The sequence below is a fragment of the Belliella pelovolcani genome, from assembly GCF_900156785.1.
Taxonomy (GTDB): domain Bacteria; phylum Bacteroidota; class Bacteroidia; order Cytophagales; family Cyclobacteriaceae; genus Belliella; species Belliella pelovolcani.
The window spans coordinates 1-20,152 of sequence record NZ_FTOP01000018.1 but is presented as its reverse complement, the minus strand read 5'-3'; the positions used below and the strand labels follow the sequence as shown (position 1 = coordinate 20,152).

Sequence of the window (20,152 nt, the reverse complement as noted above, 5' to 3'; positions counted from 1 at the left end):
ACCTGATAAATTTTATATAAAAATCAGGTTTAGTTATCGATCGGTGGTTGGCTAAGCCTGAAAATTGTCATGGTTATATAAAAGTTATGGGCAATTAGACGAATATGAAAAATCTATACCTTTTATTTTTTAGCATAATTCTTTTCTCCTGTAATAATGGAGAAGAGGAAGCCATAAAGGTTAATCTAAATGGTATTTGGTATGGTGAGCAAACTATATTAATTCAAGACTCAGTTATGACAAATCCATTCTGGGATAGTTATGGATTTTTCTATTATTCGATTAAAAATGATACTTTAATTGTTGAAGGTTCTGAATTAGAAAGTGTAGGAAAAATAGATTTCGTCGATAATAATCATATTAAAATAACTGACTTTCAACGAGATAATTATATTTTAGAATTTGAAAGGATAACAATAAGTAACCCAAGAAAATTTGATTATCTAATCTTTGAAAGTGGGGATGTTAAAGGGAGATTACCTTTTTTTAGTATGCATATTGATAGCAATGGACTTGTGACTTATGAAGGAGAACTTTACTCTGCCCTAAAAGGAAAACAAAATTTTCAATTGGATACCTTGACTCTAAATCAACTAAATCAATTATTTGAATTGGTTGATATTTGGAATTATCCTGAAAAAGAATTTTTACCAGTTGCAGGAAGTGGTGAAATAAATTTAACAATGAAATACCCAGAACATGAAATAATTAAAATTGAGAATGGCCTTTTCGAAGGAAAATATTTTATACTTCAGAAAGTCTTTAATCGATTTGAAAGTCTACTTATAAAGAAAAAAAGCCCATAATCGAGTAGACGGCCGTGAGCCATAAGCTCACGGTGCGCCTCTCACACCACCGTACGTACGGGTCTCGTATACGGCGGTTCACTGGATTGTAGGTTGCGATTTGAGGTAATAAGAAAGCATGGATTCATAACCTTTTCTTCTTAGTCGTGACAAAGTTATCGTAGTGATCAGAATCGGACTCTGGGCAACAGCCCATCCCCCTTTCCTGGTTCTACTCCATGCATAGGCATGGTCTTGGTCCACTCCCAATCTGATCAGGTTTTTACGTTTCCGCTCGGGTTTCTTCCAGTCGTGCCAAATACAGTATCGAAGTCGGTTTCTTAGCCACTCGTCGAGTGATTTCAGCTTTGCGGAGATTCTGGCAAGACGGTAATTGTTTACCCATCCCCGCCATACCTCTGCCAGCTTTTTGAGTCTTTCCTCAAAACTGTAGGGTTTGGTTTTCTTGGTGATCTGCTTGAGCTTGCGTTTCAGTGAGTCCCAGCTGTTTTTCTTCACCACCAACTGATATTTTCCTTTGACTCCTTTTTGGTACGTTGGAACAAATGCATGACCCAAGATTTCAAAATTGGACGGTCTTCGGATGCCGCTTTTCTCCCTGTTGATGGGAAGTCTGAGTTTTTCCTTTAGAAAAAGGTAAATCTCGTTGCCCACTTTTCTGGCTTCCTTCTTTGACTTGGTGTAGATGCTGAAATCATCTGCATATCGGACGTATTTCAGGTTTCTTCGTTCCAGATCCTTATCCAGTAAATCCAGAAGGATATTGGATAAAAGCGGACTGATAGGAGATCCCTGTGGTACTCCTTTTCTACGCCTGTGCAGTTTCCCGTTGATCTGGATAGGTGCACGCAGCCACTTTCGGATAAGCCTTAGGGTAGTCGGACATTTTACCCGTTGGTAGATCAATTGAAGTAGAACCGAGTGGTCAACCTCGTCAAAGAATCCCTTAAGGTCGATGTCCACTATATCCTGATAGCCATCATTGATGTTTTTCAGAGCTTGTGTTACAGCCTTATGGATGTTCTTCTCTGGGCGGAAGCCGTAGCTGTGCTCTTCGAACGTAAGTTCGTATTTAGTCATCAGCACTTGGCTTAACGCCTGTTGGAGCCATCTGTCTACTACTGTGGGAACTCCGAGCAATCTTGTCTTTCCGTTACTCTTGGGTATCTCGACCCCTTTGATAGGTTTGGGTACATAACTGTGGTTGAGGATGGATGTGGCAATCCTATCCCTGTTGCTTTCCAGAAAGGAGAGCAGTTCGGTGACCTTCATGCCGTCCACCCCTGCCGAACCCTTGTTCCGCACCACCTGTCGGTATGCTTTGTAAAGGTTCTTACGGTTGAGTACTTTTTCTATCATAACTTAATCTGTTAACCCTGTCCGCTTAAGATAAGGCTGCCACAAAAGTTGCTCCCTATCGAATTTGGACGTAATCCAATGTTCAGTCCTTCGCTGCCCAGTGAGACCTCTGTAGCTCATACAGCTCGTTGCCGGCAACTACTATGACCTCGGCTGACTTCTTTTAGGTGTTCCCGACACCCAAAGACCTCCCTCGGTAAGGTGAATATCCTTGTGTCTATCTCTGCCATATCTACTACTTCGGTACTTCCTCCCTAGCGGAAGGTTTGGACTTCGGTGTGCTGTGCCACCTCATCCGACCTCATAGCCTCCGTATATGGTTTCCCGATTTTCGGGACAGGCTCTGTTCGTCAGTACAGACACCGCAGTCTGGCTTACTTCACTGCATACCTCACGGCAAACCAGCTTGCCACTTGCTTGGCTTCGGGACGTTACCCCCGCGCTTAAGGGACTTTCACCCGTTGGAACGGTCAACTTTTTGACCTATATTCACCATTCAAGGCACACACAGCACCTTGGATCCAGCGGGCGGTTCAAAGTAAAATGAAAGTTCACTATCTTTAAGAAGTTAGGAGTAAGTTGGGAGGGAACGGCTTCGAATGCCCGCCGTCTCCAATCTGAATCACGTTGCCAGTAATTTAAGAAAAACGCAAACTGAATGAAAATTTATAAAGCAAATAGAAAAGGATTTATCAATTATTTACTAATTGGTTCTTTGATATTACCTATAGCAATTTTCTTTATGGATAAGAGTACATTCTCGGAAAAACCGTTTATTCTTTTACCATTATTGAGTCCACTAATCTTAATATTTTGGATTTATTTTGACACATCTTATAAAATTGAAAATAATGAATTAATTTATAGGTCGGGATTTTTGAGGGGAAAAATAGGAATTCCAAACATAAAGGAAATACTGAAAGGAAAAACTATGTGGAGCGGGATAAAACCAGCACTGGCGAGAAATGGAATGATTATAAAATTCAATAAATATGATGAAATTTATATAGCGCCGGAAAATAATGACGAACTGATTTCGGACTTAGTAAAATTAAACTCTGAAATAAAAATAACGGAATATAAACCTAAATGAATAAAAACTACTGGCAACATTTAGCCCACTAGCCAAAAGCCCTCAAAAAAATCCCTGATTGATGCATTCATCTATCAGGGATTTTATAGATAATGTGTTTGTTTTTTTAATGGCATCTATGAATGCATAGCATTTGGTTAGTGGCTGCTGTGTGCGCCTGTGGCGTATTGACTGACTTGTGCGCCGTGGCGTACATCCGCAGGGTGAAGGGCTTGCTAGGTGGAATAGTCGGCTGGTTGGTGGATTTTAGGAAGCGGTTGTTTCTGTTTTTCGATGACTTTGGGAGTTTTTGCTTTGGTTTGGGCATGACTTCCCCCACCCAACACCTGGGGATTTGAATTTTCGGCATGTCTTAGACCCAACCCTTGATTTCTTGGATCCTGTAATTTGATCAAGAAGGTGCGGGATTTGGTTTAAGAGGTTTTGTGAAAGAAAGTTGGGGTTGGTTAAGGGAATTGAAAAGGGAATGGGTAAATTGGGTCTGGCTAACGAGGATTGGAAATCAGCTCAAATTGACGGGTTTTGGTTGGGTTAGTCAAAACCCTAAAAGACGACACCACAACAGACAATGAAGTCCGACATAAAAAAATATTCATTCAAACAAGGACTACCACAAGAATTTGAATTTGTTGGTATAGGCGAACTTTATAAACACCATTCAGACACATTGACAACTTCACATCGGACAGGCTTTTATCACATTCTTTGGTTTCAGAAAGGCAATCCGACACATTTGGTTGACTTTAATCCTGTAAAAATTAAACCAAATACCATTCTATTTTTAAACAAGGACACCGTTCAACAGTTTGACAAGAAAGGCGGGTTTGACGGTAAGGTAATTTTGTTCACTGACATATTTTTCTGCAAATCTGAAAGCGACACCAAGTTTTTGAGAAGTACTATTTTGTTCAACGACTTGTTTGCTGTTTCTCAAATTCAATTGAGCAAAACGGCTTCTCTATTTGCTGATTTGTTTCAGCTAATGGAAACGGAATTAGAAAATGAAAAGGACAGTTCACAATCCGACATTCTAAAAAATCTGTTACATAACTTATTGCTTCTTTCCGAAAGAGAAAGGCGAAAGCAAGATTTCACGGAAATTAAAAATGGTGCTGACCTTGACTATTTAATGCTCTTCAAAGACTTATTGGAAACCAATTATCGGAGACTAAAAAAAGTAAGCGATTACGCTAAAAAAATAAGCGTAACAGAAAAGCGGTTGAACCAGGCAACATCCAAGATTTTAGACAAATCGCCAAAGCAAATGATTGACGAAAGAATAATGCTTGAAGCCAAACGACTTTTAGCACACACCAATGAGAGCGTAAAAGAAATTGGTTTTGACTTAGGCTTTGATGAGCCGACTAATTTTATAAAATACTTCCGAAAACACAGCCATTCAACACCAGTTGAATTTAGAGAACAATTTGTCTCGGCTTAAAAGTATCATTCAAAGGACTGTTTCTACCTTTTCCATTTTTGTGCATCGTTGCACCTTTGTATCGTATTTAAATCAATTCAAAATGAATAAAACGATACTTAGTGCAGCGATAAATTTAGGAGTTGAATTTTCTGCCTGCACCACCCAAAGCAACTCAAATTCACAAACACAAAAAGTAGAAAAAATGGAAATTTCAAACAAACAAAAAGTAGTTGCTCTTTTAAAGAGCATAGAAACAGCAGCTCAAGAACCCGTAGGTTACATTAACCCTGACAAATACATTCAGCACAACTTGGGAGTTGCTGACGGACTTGCAGGATTTGGGGCAGTATTGCAACAGTTACCACCCAATTCAGCAAAAGTAAATACTGTTAGGGCATTTCAAGATGGAGATTATGTCTTTACTCACACCGATTATAACTTCTTTGGACCGAAAATCGGGTTTGACATTTTCCGCTTTGAAAACGGAAAAATTGTAGAGCATTGGGACAATTTGCAAGAGACCCCTGCAAATCCAAATCCAAGCGGACACACTATGATTGACGGTGCAACCGATATCAAAGACCTTGACAAAACGGAAGCAAACAAAACCTTGGTTAGAAATTTTGTTGACGACATTTTAGTAAACGGAAGAATGGAAAAACTTTCCGGATACTTTGACGGAGATAACTACATTCAGCACAATCCAAATATTCCTGACCAACTTTCAGGACTTGGTGCAACACTTGAAGCCTTAGGAAAACAAGGCATCTTTCTGAAATATGACAAAATTCATAAAGTGCTTGGCGAAGGTAATTTTGTTCTCGTTGTTAGTGAAGGACACTTCGGAAAAGATTACAACGCTTTTTACGACTTGTTCCGAGTTGAGAACGGAAAAATTGCCGAGCATTGGGACGTAATTGAACCAATGACACCAAAAGAGAATTGGAAGAATAACAATGGTAAATTCTAAATCTTGCAGTTATGGAGAAGCTACTCGTAAAATTCATTGTAAGTATTATAATTTTGGGAACCTACGGCATTCAAAGTTTTGGGCAAACTTCCCATAAAGATGCAGAAAGAGACGCCATCAAAAGGGTACTTGATGACTATATGATTTCCATAAACGAAGCAGATACTGTTTTGGGAAGCAAAGTTTTTCTTACGAGTGAAAAGGTTAATTTTATTCATCCCCGAAAGCATGAAATGGGATGGGAAAATATCAAAAGTGGTATATATGGCATGTTTGGCAGTAGATTTTCTAAGCGCAATTTGAAGAGCACTGAAGAAATTATAACCTTCTTTGATGATGTGGCCATTTTGGAGTTCTACTGGGTTTTTGATGCCATATTTAACGATGAAGATGCCACCCCCCTTCAAACAAAGGGTCGTGAGACCCAAGTTTTGAAAAAGTATGGGGACGATTGGAAAATTATCCATGTTCATTATTCCAGTATGCCAGTTACAGGTGAAAGAGAAGGGTTTTGATAGGGGTTCAATTTCAATAATGGTTATACGTTAATCAAACTTTATTAACTTTAAAAAGCCTTGAAAATAGAAAGTCAGGGCTTTAGTTTATTTTTACCGACTGAAAAACAAAGAAGGGAAGCCGATAATCGAGTAGCCCGACCTGAGCCATTTGGCTCAGGTTTAGGCTCTCACACCACTCCCGAAAGCTTCGGGATACGGGTCTCCCCGAATCAAGCCTGTCTGCTGGCAAAGGCAGGTTCGGGGCAGGCTGTACCATCCCTGCATACTGATCCCTCGCTAAAATCTACCACTGGAAGATTTCTTAACGCTCAGTCCCAGTTCACTGGATTATAGGTTGTGATTTGAGGTAGTAAGAAAGCGTAATTGTATGATTGGAATATGTATCAGAAAACCAACAAAACCTGCTATGCCAAGAACTAAGCAACGATGGCAATTTTTTTATTATCAAAATACTTAACAAAAATTTTATTGTCAAATTTTTCATTCAGTAATGCGAATGATATTGGGTTGGCTCATTTAATATTGGGGGGGGTTAGGAGAATCTTTAAATCAGGATTCAATAACTAGAGGGTAAGATTAGATATATCCAAAATTCGCGGCTTAATTTCTTACTTATTGAAAAAGAAGGTTGGGCTAATTTATAAAAATTAAAAAAGAAATCTATAAATTGGGTCTAACTAATCAAGATTGGAAATCAGTTCAACTTGAGGGATTTTGTTTACTTTAGTCAGAATTTTAAATGACCGTTTACATAGACCTAAACATCTTTGACAGACTTGAAAAGTTTGACAAAATACCTGAATCTGATAAACCAAACTATCAGTTATTGCTTACCTTGCTAACAGACAAGAAAATCAAAACGGCATATTCAAACGCTCATTTGAATGACCTATTTAGAGGTTTCCAGAAAAATCCAGATTACATAGACGGTCATTTGAACAATATCAAAAAAAACACTGACAACTTGTGTATTTGTCAATATTGGGGTGAAAAGGAAGTTAAGTGGCATTATAGAGACATATTTGAGTTTTTTAAGGAAAAGGCAGAAGAATGGGATTTTGAACCTAATTCATTTGACGAATTATTTAAGGACGAACCGTTAATTCAAAGTGCTTTAAACTTGTATAAACTTGTTCCCTTACCCCCAGAATTTAAAAAGGGATATATTGAACCTATATTCGGTATTATGTTTCCCCTTTCAAAAGTTTATAATACTCAATACTCATTGCAAGCGGACATCTACAACTTTCAATCAAGACTAAAATCGGATTACGGACTATACAAAGCATTTAAAGCATATCTGCTGACAAGCCTAAATAAAATAAAGAATAAGCCGGAGCTTATTAAAGCTGTGAAATCAAACTTTAAAGACTTGCCCACGCATCTTGAACTGACCGACATTTTTGACGCCTATACACCGAATAATAAAACAAGTGACAATGTAATGTATTCAAAAATTATTGACACGTTCTTTAAATTTGACCTAGCGGGTTATAAAACAGACGGACACTTCAACAATATGTTTGATGACGCACTGCATACATTTTATGGTGCTCATTTTGACACATTCATTACGAATGACGATCGTTGCAATTACAAAGCTAAAAAGACATACGAGCGACTGAAAATAAAAACCAAAGTAATTACAATCAATGAAGTCGAGACAATACAAAACTGCCTGTAACATATAGTCCACTAGAGAAAAGTCCCCAAAAAAAGCCCTGATTGATGTAAAAATCTATCCTAGTTCAGATAGATATCAGAATAGTGGCTGCTGTGTACGGCGCGGCGTACATCCGCAGGGTATAGGGTATGCTAGGTGGAATAGTAGGCTGGTTGGTGGATTTTAGGAAGCGGTTGTTTTGGTTTTTTGGTTGAATTTGGGAGTATTTGGTTTGGTTTGGGGATGGTGTCTACTAAGAGTTAAAAATCATAATGTCAACCCATTTACATATACCACAATAATAATAAAAATCGTATATTTGTATTAAATTGTTTTAGAGTTATGAAAAACAAACAAACATCTTTGCTTCTTGCTTTAGCCAAAAAGCTCAAAAAAGAGACTTCAACCAAAGAATTAGCTATTAAATCTTTGAGCTCTGCTGGTATTGTCACAAAAAATGGAAAATTAACAAAATCTTTTCCAAATCTAAACCGTGTTTTTTCAGTATCTGAATAGATGTATAGCAACAGATCAAACCTCTTAATTGGATTTCATGGTTGTGATGAATCTGTTGCTTTTGAACTTTTGAACAAACCCAAAAAAGTAAAAATAAGTGAAAAACCTTTTGATTGGCTAGGACATGGCTTTTATGTTTGGGAAAACAACTATGCTAGGGCATTGGAATGGGCAAAGGATAAGCAAAAACGAGGTAAAATTAAGAAAGCATCTGTTATAGGTGTCGTTTTCACCCTTGATCACTGCCTTGATTTGATTGACAATGAATTCATTGGCATAATCTCAAAGTATTACGATTTGATGAAGGTTGATTTCCAAAGTTTAGGTAAAGAATTACCAAAGAATAAAGATGTCAAAGAAGATGAACATAAGGATTTGTTGATAAGAGAATTAGATTGCGCTGTTATTGAATACCTTCATCAAAAGATAAAAGAAGCTATAGAAAGTGGTGAAGAACCTAGTTTAAAAGAGTTTGATTCAGCAAGAGGTGTTTTTATTGAAGGAGGCCCTGCCTTCCCAGGAGCTGGGGTACAGAAAAAAAGCCACATACAAATCTGCATAAGAAATATGGAATGCATTAAGGGATTCTTTATCCCAAGAATATGACCATTTGCTAGGTCTGACTTTAGTTAGGATACAAAAGCAATCAAGAGTGTTTTCATAATCTAAGCTATGATCTCTAATTCTATTTCACTAAAGTTAAGCTTAGTGTATTGCCAAAATTTTTATTATCATATTTTTTGACAATTCATTTATTGCTACACATCAACTCTTTGCTTTATCAAAACATTCCTATCTCTCTGGAAATTCCGGAACATAACCTATCTCGATTTTCGGGATTGACCCCCTTCTGATGATTTAAATTGACCCCCAGCTGGTGATGCAAATTGACCCCCGTCAGAATTTGTTTTTATGGAATGGAGTAAGAGGATATTTTGAAGCACAGTTTTCTCCGATGCTCGGGATTGACCCCTCTGATTAATGGGTTTAGTTTTTTAGCAAATCCTAAACATAACGGTTCGAATTGTGCCACTCTTTTCGGTCTAAATGTGCCAGTGTTGAGAGCGAAATCTTCGAAGTGCATGAAAATTAGGTTTTGATTTGCATTAAGCCTCCCCTCTCTCCCCAAGAAAAAAACTCCGACAATTCTTGACAGCAATAGGCATTAACAAGGTTTATTTTGATAATATTACTTAGTTTTAAACAAAAATACCTTTTTCGATGGCTAAGCAAGTAGCAGCAAAAAAACAAAAATCCATAGAAGAGAGTCTTTGGGACTCAGCCAACAAACTACGTGGCACAGTAGAATCATCAGAATACAAGCATGTGGTCTTGGGTTTGATCTTCTTGAAGTTTGCCTCTGATAAATTCGAAGAGAGAAGAAAGGAACTGATCGAAGAGGGGAAAGAAAAATACCTGGAGATGAAGGAGTTCTACAATATGAAGAACGTCTTCTTTCTCCCAGAAGAATCCCGATGGTCAGCCATCATCCAACATGCCAAGCAAAATGATATTGCTTTGCGGATAGATACTGCTTTGCATACGGTAGAAAAAAACAACCCTTCCCTCAAAGGAGCGCTGCCTGACAATTACTTTTCTAGGCTCAATATGGATGTCAGCAAGCTCGCTGCCCTACTCGACTCCATCAATAATATCGATACACTCAAGGATAAGGAGCAGGATATTGTAGGAAGGGTGTATGAATACTTCTTGAGTAAGTTTGCTTTGGCAGAGGGAAAAGGAAAGGGAGAATTCTATACTCCAAAATCCATCGTCAACCTGATTGCCGAATTGATCGAACCCTATAAGGGCATCATCTATGATCCTGCTTGTGGTTCTGGGGGGATGTTTGTCCAATCCATCAAATTTATCGAAGCCCATCACGGCAATACCCGTGAGGTCTCCATCTATGGGCAGGAATATACCGCTACCACCTACAAGCTTGCCAAGATGAACTTGGCCATCCGTGGGATAGCGGCCAACCTCGGTGATGTGCCGGCTGATACCTTTGGCAAGGATCAGCATCCTGATCTGAAAGCTGACTTTATCATGGCCAACCCACCATTCAACCAAAAAGATTGGCGAGCAAGCAATGAACTCACGAATGACCCAAGATGGATGGGCTATGAGGTCCCTCCTACTTCCAATGCCAATTATGCCTGGATCCTGAATATCGCTTCCAAGCTTTCTGAAAATGGCGTGGCGGGCTTTATCCTAGCCAACGGAGCGCTTTCTGGAGGCGGTGAAGAATATAAGATCCGCAAAAAGCTGATAGAAAATGGCTTGGTTGAAGCGATATTGGTATTACCTAGAAATATGTTTTATACCACAGACATTTCTGTTACACTTTGGATCCTTAATAAAAACAAAAAAGCAAAAATCGTCGAACTTCCTGAGGAAACTAGGAAATACAGAAACAGGGAGCATGAAGTTCTCTTTGTTGATCTGAGACAAAAAGGGATTCCTTTTGAAAAGAAATTCACCCAATTTTCCGAGGAAGACATTTCAAAGGTTACAAAAACCTATCATATATGGCAGTCTGAGCGCTGCGCTGAGGAATATGAGAACATTCCTGAGTATTGCTATGCTGCCAGCTTGGAAGAAATCAGGGCCAAGGACTATTCACTAGTCCCTAGCAAGTACATTGAATTTGTCAATAGGGATGAGAACCTTGATTTTGATAAAAAGATGAAAGCTTTGCAGAGCGAATTCAAGGAGCTGCTTAAGCAAGAAGAGGCTAGTAAAAAGGAGTTGATGGATGTCTTTAAAACTTTAGGCTATGAAATTGGATAAAGGATTAAATCAGGTAGCACTTGACATAAAGAATATCCTTCTTCAAGCAAGACAAGATGCTTACAAGGCAACTGCTTCAGCTATGATAGATGCATATTGGCATATTGGTAAGCGAATTGTAGAAGAAGAACAAGCAGGAGCAGATAGGGCAATCTATGGATCAAATTTAATCAATCAACTTGCTGAAGAACTTGGAAGAGGGTTTAGTGCCCGATCACTTAGAGATTTCCGTCAATTTTACCAGACCTTCAGTGATTTAAAAGATTTGGCACACATGTGTGCCAATTTGAATTGGTCACATTTTAGATTGATTATGCGTATTGAAAATGAACAAGCCCGGAACTATTATCTGAAAGAAGCGACGGTACAAAACTGGTCAGTCAGAACACTAGATAGAAATATTTCTACGCTTTACTACCAAAGATTAATTTCATCCCAGAAAAAATCAATCCTTCAGGAAGAGATGGAACAGCAAACTGCGGATTTGAAGCAAAATCCAGATGATTTCATCAGAAACCCGGCTGTTTTAGATTTTTTGAATTTACCGACAAGTAAGTCTTACACCGAGCAAGAATTAGAACAATCTTTAATTGATAATTTGCAACAATTCCTGCTTGAACTAGGCAAAGGGTTTTCATTTGTAGCAAGACAAAAATTAATCAGAACCGAAACTTCTGAGTTTTACATTGACCTTGTATTTTATAATTACATGCTCAAATGTTTTGTTTTGGTAGAGTTGAAGACCCACCGCATTACACATCAGGACATTGGACAATTGGATATGTATGTGAGGATGTTTGATGATTTGGAGCGACCTGAGGGCGACAATCCTACCATTGGCATTCTACTCTGTACTGAAACTGACAGTACAATTGCCAAATATTCAGTACTGAATGAAAGCAAACAGCTTTTTGCAAATAAATACCTGCCTTATTTACCTTCTGAAGAAGAGTTGGTCGCTGAGATCGAGAGAGAGAAATTGTTCATCAAACAGCAGCTTGGGAAATGAGAGAAAGTTATCAAAAACTTGGCAATTATATCCAACCTGTTGTCGGACGGAACACTGAATTAAGGGATATTCCTTTGATGGGATTAAGCATCAACAAGGTATTTTTTCCTTCTATTGCCAATACCATCGGCACCAATATGGGGACCTATCGAATTATCAAGCGAAACCAATTTGGCTATGGTCCAGTAACCTCACGAAATGGTGAGAAAATCACAATAGCTTTATTCAAAGATCATGATGAAGCATTGATTTCACAGGCCTATACACCTTTTGAAGTCAAAGACAAAAACAAGCTGGATCCTGAATACCTGATGATGTGGTTCCGCAGACCAGAGTTTGATCGTTATGCCAGGTTCAAAAGCCATGGAAGTGCTAGGGAAATTTTTTCTTGGGACGAAATGTGTGATGTCATGCTTCCCATCCCCTCCATAGAAAAGCAGCGAGAGATCGTCGCAGAATACCAAGCCATAGAACAGCGCATCCAAATAAACCAAAAACTGATCGAAAAACTCGAAGAAACTGCACAGGCGATTTATAGGGAGTGGTTTGTGGAGTTTGAAAACTATGAATCCACATTTCTTGAAGAATATATTGAAACAAACCCTAAACTTGAGTTAAAAAAGGGGGAATTGACGTCATACATAGAAATGGCCAACCTTTCCGAGACTTCAATGTGTATAAATGGAAAAACTGAAAGAGGATATCAAGGCGGCTCAAGATTTCAGAATGAAGATATTCTTTTAGCTAGGATTACACCTTGTTTAGAGAATGGCAAAACAGCATTTGTAAACATCTTAAATCCAAATGAAGTTGCTGCTGGTTCAACCGAATTTATAGTAATGAGAGCAAAAAAGAATATTAGTCCTTATTGGGTTTATTGTTTAGCAAAAGATGATGAATTTCGAGCCTATGCCATAAGTAGTATGATTGGATCATCTGGGAGACAAAGAGTTCATGAAAAATATCTTGAAGAATATTCGCTTCCAAAAATTGACCCACAAAATATGATAGATTTTCACAAATCAGCAAGACCTATTTTTGAAACAGTGAAATTAAAATCAAAAGAAAATCAAAAGCTAACTGAACTTAAAGAGCTTGTATTGGCAAAAATGGCACAATCAGGGTAAACAAAATCTGCAAAAGAATGAAAGATAGGATCTTGAAATTAAAATCATATGTAGTTACCAATTTATTCGAATGGATAAGAGGATGGTACATGCCTATCCTTAAAAAGCAAATAGAGGAAACTTCTCCTATTTTATCTTTAGCCCCAAAAGTACTTACAGAGGAAAAGGATTTAAAACAAATAGCACCATACCTAACCCTTTTAAAAAAAGCACTCCATGATAAAGACATAACAAATATTGCTATTTCCGGCAATTACGGATCTGGGAAAAGCACCATAATTAAAACATTTCAAGCTCAACATCCCGAATTTAAGTTTTTGAATGTTTCTTTAGCCTCTTTCTATGAAAATGGTATCCCGGAAGAGTTAGAAAAAAAGCTTGAAGTAAGTATTCTTCAACAAATTTTTTATCATGTCAAACCTACAAAAATTCCTGATTCAAAATTTAGGAGAATCATAAGTTTAAGTACTTGGAAGTTAATTGGACTAGTACTTGCAATTATTACTTGGCTCTATTCTCTTATTAACATATTCCTTTTTAATGAGTTAAGTAAATTTAATTTTAATACATGGTCTGGAAACGAATCAATCGACTGGTTATACCTAACTACTTTTTTATTTTTTTTACTTGGGCTGGGTTTTCTAATAGCACAGGTAATTAATACTATGATCAATTCGAAAATAAACAAATTAAACATTAAAGGGGAAATAGAAATAGGAGACAAAGTGAAAAAATCCGTTTTTAATGAGCACTTGGAAGAAATACTTTACTTTTTTGAAAAAACAGATTTTAACGTACTAGTAATTGAAGATGTAGATAGGTTCAAAGGAACCCAAATTTTTGAAAAGCTCCGAGAAATTAATACACTTCTTAATAACTTTGAATCTGTTAAAAACAATAGAAAAATAAATTTCATCTATGCTGTTAAAGACGAAGTTTTATCTGAGAAATCAAATAGGGTCAAGTTTTTTGATTTAATAATTCCAATCATTCCTTTTATAAATCAATCAAATGCTGAAGATCAGCTTTTAAGAATTCTCAAAGAAAATAATTTAGATGATAATTTATCAATTGATTTCACTAACGAATTAGTATCTTTTATTAGTGATATTGATATGCGTCTCCTGACAAATATTATTTTGGAATATAAAATATTTAAGGAGAAACTTACCTCTGACCTGAGTCAAGATTCAATCTTCGCTATGGTAACCTATAAAAATATTTTTCCTGATGACTTTGCGAAACTTTACAATAAGGAGGGTGACCTTTATGATTTTCTTTCTCAAAAGGAGAAATATATTGAAGATTTAAAGCAAAATTTAAAAATAGAATTAGAAGAAATTAAAGCTGAAATTGATCAAATTGAACTAGAAAAAATAGAAGTATTACAAAATCTAAGGAGGATATATCACTCAAAAATTCTTGAAAAATTTCCATTGATTCAGAAAGTTATGATAGGTAAGGCCTATATATCTATTCATGAAATTTTAAAAAGTGAAAATTTCCTCAAAATGATAGAACAAGAGAAATCTAATTATACCTCTATAAGATTACAAAACAATCCATATTATTCAATAGAAAATGGAATTTTGAATTTTAAAGAAATAGAAAATGAAGTCAATAAAAATAAAACATTTAAGGAACGCGAGAAATTAGTTACTGCCAAGGAAACAAAAATATTAGATCAGCTAAAAATTAATCTTACCAAAATCAATCAAAAAATTAATGAAATAGATAATTACAACATAGCAGAAATATTTAATGAATTAGAGATAAATCAATTTTTAAAAGGAACTACACAACATGAAATTGTTAAATACTTATTGATTAACGGTTATATCAATGAAAACTACAAAAGTTACATTTCAAATTTCCATGAAGAAACTCTCACAAACAATGACTTTAAGTTCCTAAACTGTGTATTGAGTGGTGGAGTCCTTGGCTATGGACATGAATTGTTTTCAATCGAGAACTTGATAAAAAAAATCAAACCAAAATATTACAAAAGAATATCGATATTAAACTTTTCATTACTAGATGCTTTATTAACTAATCCTTATTTCAAAGATCAAAAAGAACTGTTTTTAGACTTTCTATCTCTAGAAAATGAACCTCAAAAAAAATTCATTTTAAGTTATATTAATAGAAAGGAAAACTTAAATATTTTCTTCAAGGAGATTTCAAAATGTTGGGCAGGTTTATGGGATTTGATTGTATTAAGTAAATTACCTGACAAACAAGTTAAAGAATTACTTAAGATAATAATAGATTTTGTTGACCTAGAGGACATTAAAGATTTTGATTCTGGCGTTGAATCCATCAGAAATCATATAAATCTTTCCCCTGATTTTTTACATTTAGTTAAGGAAGTGAATGATGATAAGGTTTTGAAAACACTTAAAACATTGAAGATAAAGTTTGAAGTATTACCACCATTAGACTCGTCTATTGAATCATCTTATTCTTATGTAATCAAACACAATCATTATGATTTAAACCTTGAAAATATATTAGTTCTAATTGGGCAAAAGAAAAGAAGCAATTCACTTTACACTGAAATAATTAATTCTGAAAATACTGATTTAATCAATTATGTTGATGACAATATTGAAGTCTTTGTTGAAACTATTTTACTTGTTAATATAGATTCAATTCAAGAATCAGCTGTAGCTTTTCAAAGGCTTTTAAATCACCCTAAAATATCCTTAGATCTCACACAGGAAATCATTGAAATACAGGATGGATATATTGAAGAACTTGATAAAATTGAAGATATACATGTCCAAAAGCAATTATTGAAAGGACTCAAAATTGTTCCTAATTGGAAAAATGTAGCTGTTTATTATAAAAGTTTGGAAGAAGAAAGATTTGATGAAACGCTTATTGAATTTTTAAATGAAGAACAGGTATATAAAATTTTGGCGAATGAAAAAATTTCAGATCAAGACAAAAAAGTAACCAGTAGCATATCTGACAATATAATACATACCATTGAGCTAGGTTTAGATAGTTTTAAATCTTTAAGAAATAGTATCCCGTATTGGTACAAATGGTTTGATTTTTCAAAATTATCCGAAGGTAAAATTACATTTTCAATAGAAACTGGTTTGCTTAGCTTCGACGTTGAAGGATTTAAAAAACTTTCTGAAAGTTACCCAAAAATAGCGATCCTTTTGGCTGAAAAATATCCTGAAAAATTTGTAGGCAATTTTAACGAACTAGAAGTGGATGATAGTTTAGTTGCAGATTTTCTGAAATCCAGGAATATCAAACTAGAACAGAAATATGAATTACTAAAAGTGATTGACCTTGACCAATCAATTAAAGATATTTGGGTAGCAGAAGCAGCATGCGATACTCTAGCAAATTCAAAGTTCTTCTCTTTGAGCTTTGAACAGCTTGAAAGAATGTTTAAATACAATCATAACTGGGAAAGTAAAATGAAACTACTATTAATGCATTTTGATAATTTAGACTATGACGAGATAAAATTATTAACTGAAAAACTCACTGCTGATAAGTACTATTCAAAATTATTTGAGAATCGAAAACGTCCAACTTTTAATAAAAACGAGCTAAATAAAAATCTATTCGAAAAGCTTCTAAAAAAAGGTTATATAAAGAGTTTTGATACCAATCCAAAAAATGTCGAAGAAATTAGAGTCGTAGCAAACTATTAACTATTATAAAGTTTAGGAAAATGAAAGAAATATTGCACCTGCTTCAAATCACCAAATCCTTAAAAGAACAATATGGGAGGAATTTCACTTTAGACGGGCGACTTATTGGAGATATTGGAGAGGTATTAGCAGCTGAAAAATATGGATTAGAATTACTTAGTGAGAATAACCAAGTTCATGATGCCAAAGAAAAAAGCACTGATCGGTTGATACAGATTAAGTCTTCTATGAAGGGTAATTTTTACTTTCCTGTAAAACAGGTTCCCGAATTTATACTATATCTATTGATTAAAGAAAATGGTGATTTAGAAGAGATCTATAATGGACCTGGAAAATTTTTGTCCGAGGAGTATATTCAAAAAAGAAACTTAAAAGCATTTAATAACACCTATTACACTTTATCCAAAGGCATGCTTTTGAAGTTAAACAAGGAAATAAAAAATGAAGATAAAATTAAGATTGTCCATTGTTAGTTGATCTTTACTATCGTTATTAAAATGTCCAGTTTTTTATTTAAAAAAACTGGACATTTTACTTTTGACTTAAACCTTTTACTTGCAATATAAAAATATTGATTGTATGACTTTTACGAGGGTGAGGCTTTCAATAAGAATGTATTCACCTTTGAAGGTTTTACCTATGATGTGAATCCAATTTTAAAAAAACATTGCATCAAGGTAGCTTCATTTTGGCAATGGAATTAAGTTCTAATTGATCAAGTATTTACTATTTTTAACCATACGATAAACGTTTTTATAAATTCATTTCTTATCTTGAAGTACAAACACTTTTGAATAAATTAGGAAATAATTAAGCAATAGGTTAATTTTGTCGTCCCGAAAAGCTATATTGATAAAGAAATCAGAGAATGGAAGAAAAGCCATTTATATAGATGCAGACAATGCTGATGAAATCAAGTCCTTCATTTCAGCAAATCCAACAATCCAGGAGAAGTTTAAGTTAATTACTAGACTGATCTTAGAAGAGAACAGACCACCAAGAGATCTTTACGACAAAGAGAATTTTGAAAAAGGTTGTGAACACGTCACAGCAATGAAACCTGCAAAGGGCAAAAGCAATCCAAGAATTTATTGTCAACAATTTGCACGTGAAGACAAGCAATTATATGTCATTATTATGGCTGAATTGTTGCAAAAGAAAACCTCACAAGGTTTGAGCAAAAAAGAAAAACAAATCATTAGACGAGTAGCCTCCTATACCTATGAATTTGAAGACTAACCAAATACAATCTGCATTCCAAGATTTATTCAATACTAGTTCCAAAGAAGAAGAGTTGGCTTTCAAGGAGCAAGTATTAGTAATGAAGTTTTTAGGTGAAATAGATGAAGTAATGGCTGAGAGAGATTTAAAGAAAAAAGACCTTGCTGCAAAAGTAGGAACATCGGCCTCTTATATCACTCAGATATTCAGAGGGAATAGAATCCCTAATCATCAAATCATCATCAAGATGGCAGATGCACTAGAAATTGATTTTGTCATCACCACGAAAAAGAAACATGATCAATTACTGCATATTCCCAAGGCAGATAAAAGTGGGATGTATTACTACAAACCTTTTGATTTTGATTTGAAAAGTGACGAAAACTATTCCAAATCACTAGACGCTGATACTTATTCCGAAATATTAGTCGCATAATCATGTTTGAAATAAAAAAATCTCCTCTACAACTTCTTGAGTTTTTCCTTCTGGAAAATCAATTTTTTGTTGATAGCAACGGAATATCAAGTGGTGATGAAATAGATGCTATTTTTGACTCTTATCCTGTTTCAGTTGATTTTGCCCATCATGATGGAGAGGGTGATGAATTTCAAGTCTTTGTAATTATTGACATCAACAAAGACAGAAAAAAACCAGGCTACTCCATGTACTGTACAGGTATGGGTATCTTTAAGCTTCCGACCGAAGAAATTGACGTGAATTCGAGCGTTTATAAAAACCTGAAACTATACTCTACTGTCAATATGGTTATCAATCAGCTTCGAAATATTCTTAGTTTGCAAACTGCGTACGCACCACATGGAAGGTTCAATCTCCCTCCTATTGACATAGGCGATTTATTTGCCAAAAAATCTGAAGCTACAAAATCTAAGAAAGGTTCAAAAAAATAAGTCTTAATTGAATTCATAAATAATCCTTCTAATTTAACTTTTTTTCTTAATTTGATCTTTTAGTTTAATTGATCCATGTTTACAGAAGCCAAGTTAGAGTCACTTATTATAGATTTGCTACAAAAGAAGGGCTTTGAGCACCTCAGTGGCAAGGCTATTCAAAGAGACCTATCTGAGGTTTTGCTGAAGGATGATCTGAGGGATTTTTTGCGAATACGCTATGGTCATGTTGGCATCACTGCCAATGAAATAGAGCAGGTCATCCGTAACCTGGAGCAACTCCCCTCCTCTGACCTCTATGCCAGCAACAAGACATTTATGGAATGGCTCAATGATGGCTTTGTACTGAAGCGAGAGCATGCAGCAGATAAGGATATTTATATTCAACTGCTAGACTATGGTATTGTGCATCGTGCACATCAAGCTGCTGAGGCAGTCAGTGAATCAATCAATCTTGCAGCAGAAGATCCATTTGTTGGCTACAGCACTGACCGCAATATCTACCGCATTGTCAATCAGCTGGAGATTCAGTATCAGGAAAAGAGAATTCCGGACAGCATCTTATATATCAATGGCATACCCTTGGTGGTGTTTGAGATCAAAAGTGCCATCAGAGAAGAAGCTACATTGTATGATGCATACAAACAACTTTCCACGCGATACCACAGGGACATCCCAGAGCTTTTCAAATACAATGCTTTCTGTGTCATCAGTGATGGGGTAAATAGCAAGCTGGGATCTTTCTTCAGCAAGTATGATTTCTACTATGCATGGAGAAAAGTAAGTGGCTATGAACATGATGCCAATGGCATTGATTCCCTTTTCTCCATGATCGACGGGGTGTTTGAGCCCAAGCGCCTGCTTGACATCATTCAGAATTTCATCTACCTACCAGACAGTTCCAATAAAGAGGATAAGATCGTCTGTCGCTACCCGCAGTATTATGCCGCTCGGAAGTTATACCACAATATTCGTATCCCTCCGACCAACCCCATCTTGTAAAGAATGGATTTTATTTTGGACGGTATTCTTCCCAGTTTGATGGGAGAAGTTGATAAAGGTCTT

Annotated in this window: 19 protein-coding genes; 17 read left to right on the top strand and 2 right to left on the bottom strand. The window is 35.9% G+C overall.

Going from position 1 to position 20,152, the window contains the following annotated elements:
• Positions 1-104 precede the first annotated feature (104 nt).
• Positions 105-806: a DUF6438 domain-containing protein gene (locus BW935_RS15810; RefSeq protein WP_076502762.1), complete on the top strand. Its 702-nt coding sequence runs from the start codon at positions 105-107 to the stop codon at positions 804-806.
• Positions 807-884: 78 nt separating this feature from the next.
• On the opposite strand, the gene ltrA is transcribed toward BW935_RS15810, so the two are convergent.
• Positions 885-2,114 (bottom strand): group II intron reverse transcriptase/maturase, encoded by a 1,230-nt coding sequence (ltrA, locus tag BW935_RS15805; protein WP_245802722.1) that lies wholly within the window; start codon positions 2,112-2,114, stop codon positions 885-887.
• 709 nt (positions 2,115-2,823) lie between these two features.
• Here ltrA and BW935_RS15800 point away from each other — a divergent pair.
• Entirely contained in the window at positions 2,824-3,258 is a 435-nt protein-coding gene (locus BW935_RS15800) for a PH domain-containing protein (RefSeq protein WP_076502760.1), read from the top strand.
• Between the two features lie 215 nt (positions 3,259-3,473).
• Here the strand turns inward: BW935_RS15800 and BW935_RS15795 are convergent, their stop codons facing one another.
• Positions 3,474-3,653, bottom strand: a complete 180-nt coding sequence (locus BW935_RS15795) for a hypothetical protein (RefSeq protein ID WP_076502759.1) — start codon at positions 3,651-3,653, stop codon at positions 3,474-3,476.
• Between the two features lie 173 nt (positions 3,654-3,826).
• On the opposite strand from BW935_RS15795, the gene BW935_RS15790 reads away from it, so the two are divergent.
• From BW935_RS15790 to BW935_RS15725, 15 genes are all read left to right on the top strand, one after another.
• Entirely contained in the window at positions 3,827-4,699 is an 873-nt protein-coding gene (locus BW935_RS15790; RefSeq protein WP_076502758.1) for a helix-turn-helix domain-containing protein, read from the top strand.
• An 82-nt stretch (positions 4,700-4,781) separates the two neighbouring features.
• The gene (locus BW935_RS15785; protein ID WP_175606684.1) at positions 4,782-5,651 is read left to right on the top strand and encodes a nuclear transport factor 2 family protein; all 870 of its coding nucleotides are present in this window, start codon (positions 4,782-4,784) and stop codon (positions 5,649-5,651) included.
• Positions 5,652-5,662: 11 nt separating this feature from the next.
• Positions 5,663-6,166: a YybH family protein gene (locus tag BW935_RS15780; protein WP_076502757.1), complete on the top strand. Its 504-nt coding sequence runs from the start codon at positions 5,663-5,665 to the stop codon at positions 6,164-6,166.
• Between the two features lie 742 nt (positions 6,167-6,908).
• Positions 6,909-7,853, top strand: a complete 945-nt coding sequence (locus BW935_RS15775) for a hypothetical protein (RefSeq protein ID WP_076502756.1) — start codon at positions 6,909-6,911, stop codon at positions 7,851-7,853.
• Positions 7,854-8,174: 321 nt separating this feature from the next.
• The gene (locus BW935_RS18480; protein ID WP_175606683.1) at positions 8,175-8,348 is read left to right on the top strand and encodes a hypothetical protein; all 174 of its coding nucleotides are present in this window, start codon (positions 8,175-8,177) and stop codon (positions 8,346-8,348) included.
• Positions 8,349-8,954 (top strand): hypothetical protein, encoded by a 606-nt coding sequence (locus tag BW935_RS15770; protein WP_076502755.1) that lies wholly within the window; start codon positions 8,349-8,351, stop codon positions 8,952-8,954. It begins immediately after the preceding gene.
• Between the two features lie 615 nt (positions 8,955-9,569).
• Positions 9,570-11,141, top strand: coding sequence for a type I restriction-modification system subunit M (locus tag BW935_RS15765; protein WP_076502754.1), 1,572 nt, complete (start codon positions 9,570-9,572; stop codon positions 11,139-11,141).
• Positions 11,128-12,150, top strand: coding sequence for a PDDEXK nuclease domain-containing protein (locus BW935_RS15760; protein WP_076502753.1), 1,023 nt, complete (start codon positions 11,128-11,130; stop codon positions 12,148-12,150). Before BW935_RS15765 ends, BW935_RS15760 begins: the two co-directional genes overlap by 14 nt.
• Positions 12,147-13,277 (top strand): restriction endonuclease subunit S, encoded by a 1,131-nt coding sequence (locus BW935_RS15755; protein WP_076502752.1) that lies wholly within the window; start codon positions 12,147-12,149, stop codon positions 13,275-13,277. Before BW935_RS15760 ends, BW935_RS15755 begins: the two co-directional genes overlap by 4 nt.
• Positions 13,278-13,294: 17 nt before the next feature.
• Positions 13,295-16,957, top strand: a complete 3,663-nt coding sequence (locus tag BW935_RS15750) for a YobI family P-loop NTPase (protein ID WP_076502751.1) — start codon at positions 13,295-13,297, stop codon at positions 16,955-16,957.
• A 20-nt stretch (positions 16,958-16,977) separates the two neighbouring features.
• Entirely contained in the window at positions 16,978-17,430 is a 453-nt protein-coding gene (locus BW935_RS15745; protein ID WP_076502750.1) for a DUF6998 domain-containing protein, read from the top strand.
• Positions 17,431-17,806: 376 nt separating this feature from the next.
• Positions 17,807-18,196, top strand: a complete 390-nt coding sequence (locus tag BW935_RS15740; protein ID WP_245802721.1) for a hypothetical protein — start codon at positions 17,807-17,809, stop codon at positions 18,194-18,196.
• Positions 18,180-18,614 (top strand): helix-turn-helix domain-containing protein, encoded by a 435-nt coding sequence (locus tag BW935_RS15735; RefSeq protein ID WP_076502748.1) that lies wholly within the window; start codon positions 18,180-18,182, stop codon positions 18,612-18,614. The genes BW935_RS15740 and BW935_RS15735 overlap by 17 nt, the downstream gene beginning before the upstream one ends.
• 2 nt (positions 18,615-18,616) lie before the next feature.
• Positions 18,617-19,087, top strand: a complete 471-nt coding sequence (locus BW935_RS15730) for a hypothetical protein (RefSeq protein ID WP_076502747.1) — start codon at positions 18,617-18,619, stop codon at positions 19,085-19,087.
• Positions 19,088-19,162: 75 nt separating this feature from the next.
• Complete coding sequence (locus BW935_RS15725; protein WP_076502746.1) at positions 19,163-20,089, top strand: type I restriction endonuclease; 927 nt, start codon at positions 19,163-19,165, stop codon at positions 20,087-20,089.
• Positions 20,090-20,152: the final 63 nt, after the last annotated feature.

Excerpts from the sequence above, each read along its gene's own strand:
- BW935_RS15810 (WP_076502762.1), top strand. The coding sequence starts at position 105 with ATGAAAAATCTATACCTTTTATTTTTTAGCATAATTCTTTTCTCCTGT.
- BW935_RS15800 (WP_076502760.1), top strand. The coding sequence starts at position 2,824 with ATGAAAATTTATAAAGCAAATAGAAAAGGATTTATCAATTATTTACTA.
- BW935_RS15790 (WP_076502758.1), top strand. The coding sequence starts at position 3,827 with ATGAAGTCCGACATAAAAAAATATTCATTCAAACAAGGACTACCACAA.
- BW935_RS15785 (WP_175606684.1), top strand. The coding sequence starts at position 4,782 with ATGAATAAAACGATACTTAGTGCAGCGATAAATTTAGGAGTTGAATTT.
- BW935_RS15780 (WP_076502757.1), top strand. The coding sequence starts at position 5,663 with ATGGAGAAGCTACTCGTAAAATTCATTGTAAGTATTATAATTTTGGGA.
- BW935_RS15775 (WP_076502756.1), top strand. The coding sequence starts at position 6,909 with ATGACCGTTTACATAGACCTAAACATCTTTGACAGACTTGAAAAGTTT.
- BW935_RS18480 (WP_175606683.1), top strand. The coding sequence starts at position 8,175 with ATGAAAAACAAACAAACATCTTTGCTTCTTGCTTTAGCCAAAAAGCTC.
- BW935_RS15770 (WP_076502755.1), top strand. The coding sequence starts at position 8,349 with ATGTATAGCAACAGATCAAACCTCTTAATTGGATTTCATGGTTGTGAT.
- BW935_RS15765 (WP_076502754.1), top strand. The coding sequence starts at position 9,570 with ATGGCTAAGCAAGTAGCAGCAAAAAAACAAAAATCCATAGAAGAGAGT.
- BW935_RS15760 (WP_076502753.1), top strand. The coding sequence starts at position 11,128 with ATGAAATTGGATAAAGGATTAAATCAGGTAGCACTTGACATAAAGAAT.
- BW935_RS15755 (WP_076502752.1), top strand. The coding sequence starts at position 12,147 with ATGAGAGAAAGTTATCAAAAACTTGGCAATTATATCCAACCTGTTGTC.
- BW935_RS15750 (WP_076502751.1), top strand. The coding sequence starts at position 13,295 with ATGAAAGATAGGATCTTGAAATTAAAATCATATGTAGTTACCAATTTA.
- BW935_RS15745 (WP_076502750.1), top strand. The coding sequence starts at position 16,978 with ATGAAAGAAATATTGCACCTGCTTCAAATCACCAAATCCTTAAAAGAA.
- BW935_RS15735 (WP_076502748.1), top strand. The coding sequence starts at position 18,180 with ATGAATTTGAAGACTAACCAAATACAATCTGCATTCCAAGATTTATTC.
- BW935_RS15730 (WP_076502747.1), top strand. The coding sequence starts at position 18,617 with ATGTTTGAAATAAAAAAATCTCCTCTACAACTTCTTGAGTTTTTCCTT.
- BW935_RS15725 (WP_076502746.1), top strand. The coding sequence starts at position 19,163 with ATGTTTACAGAAGCCAAGTTAGAGTCACTTATTATAGATTTGCTACAA.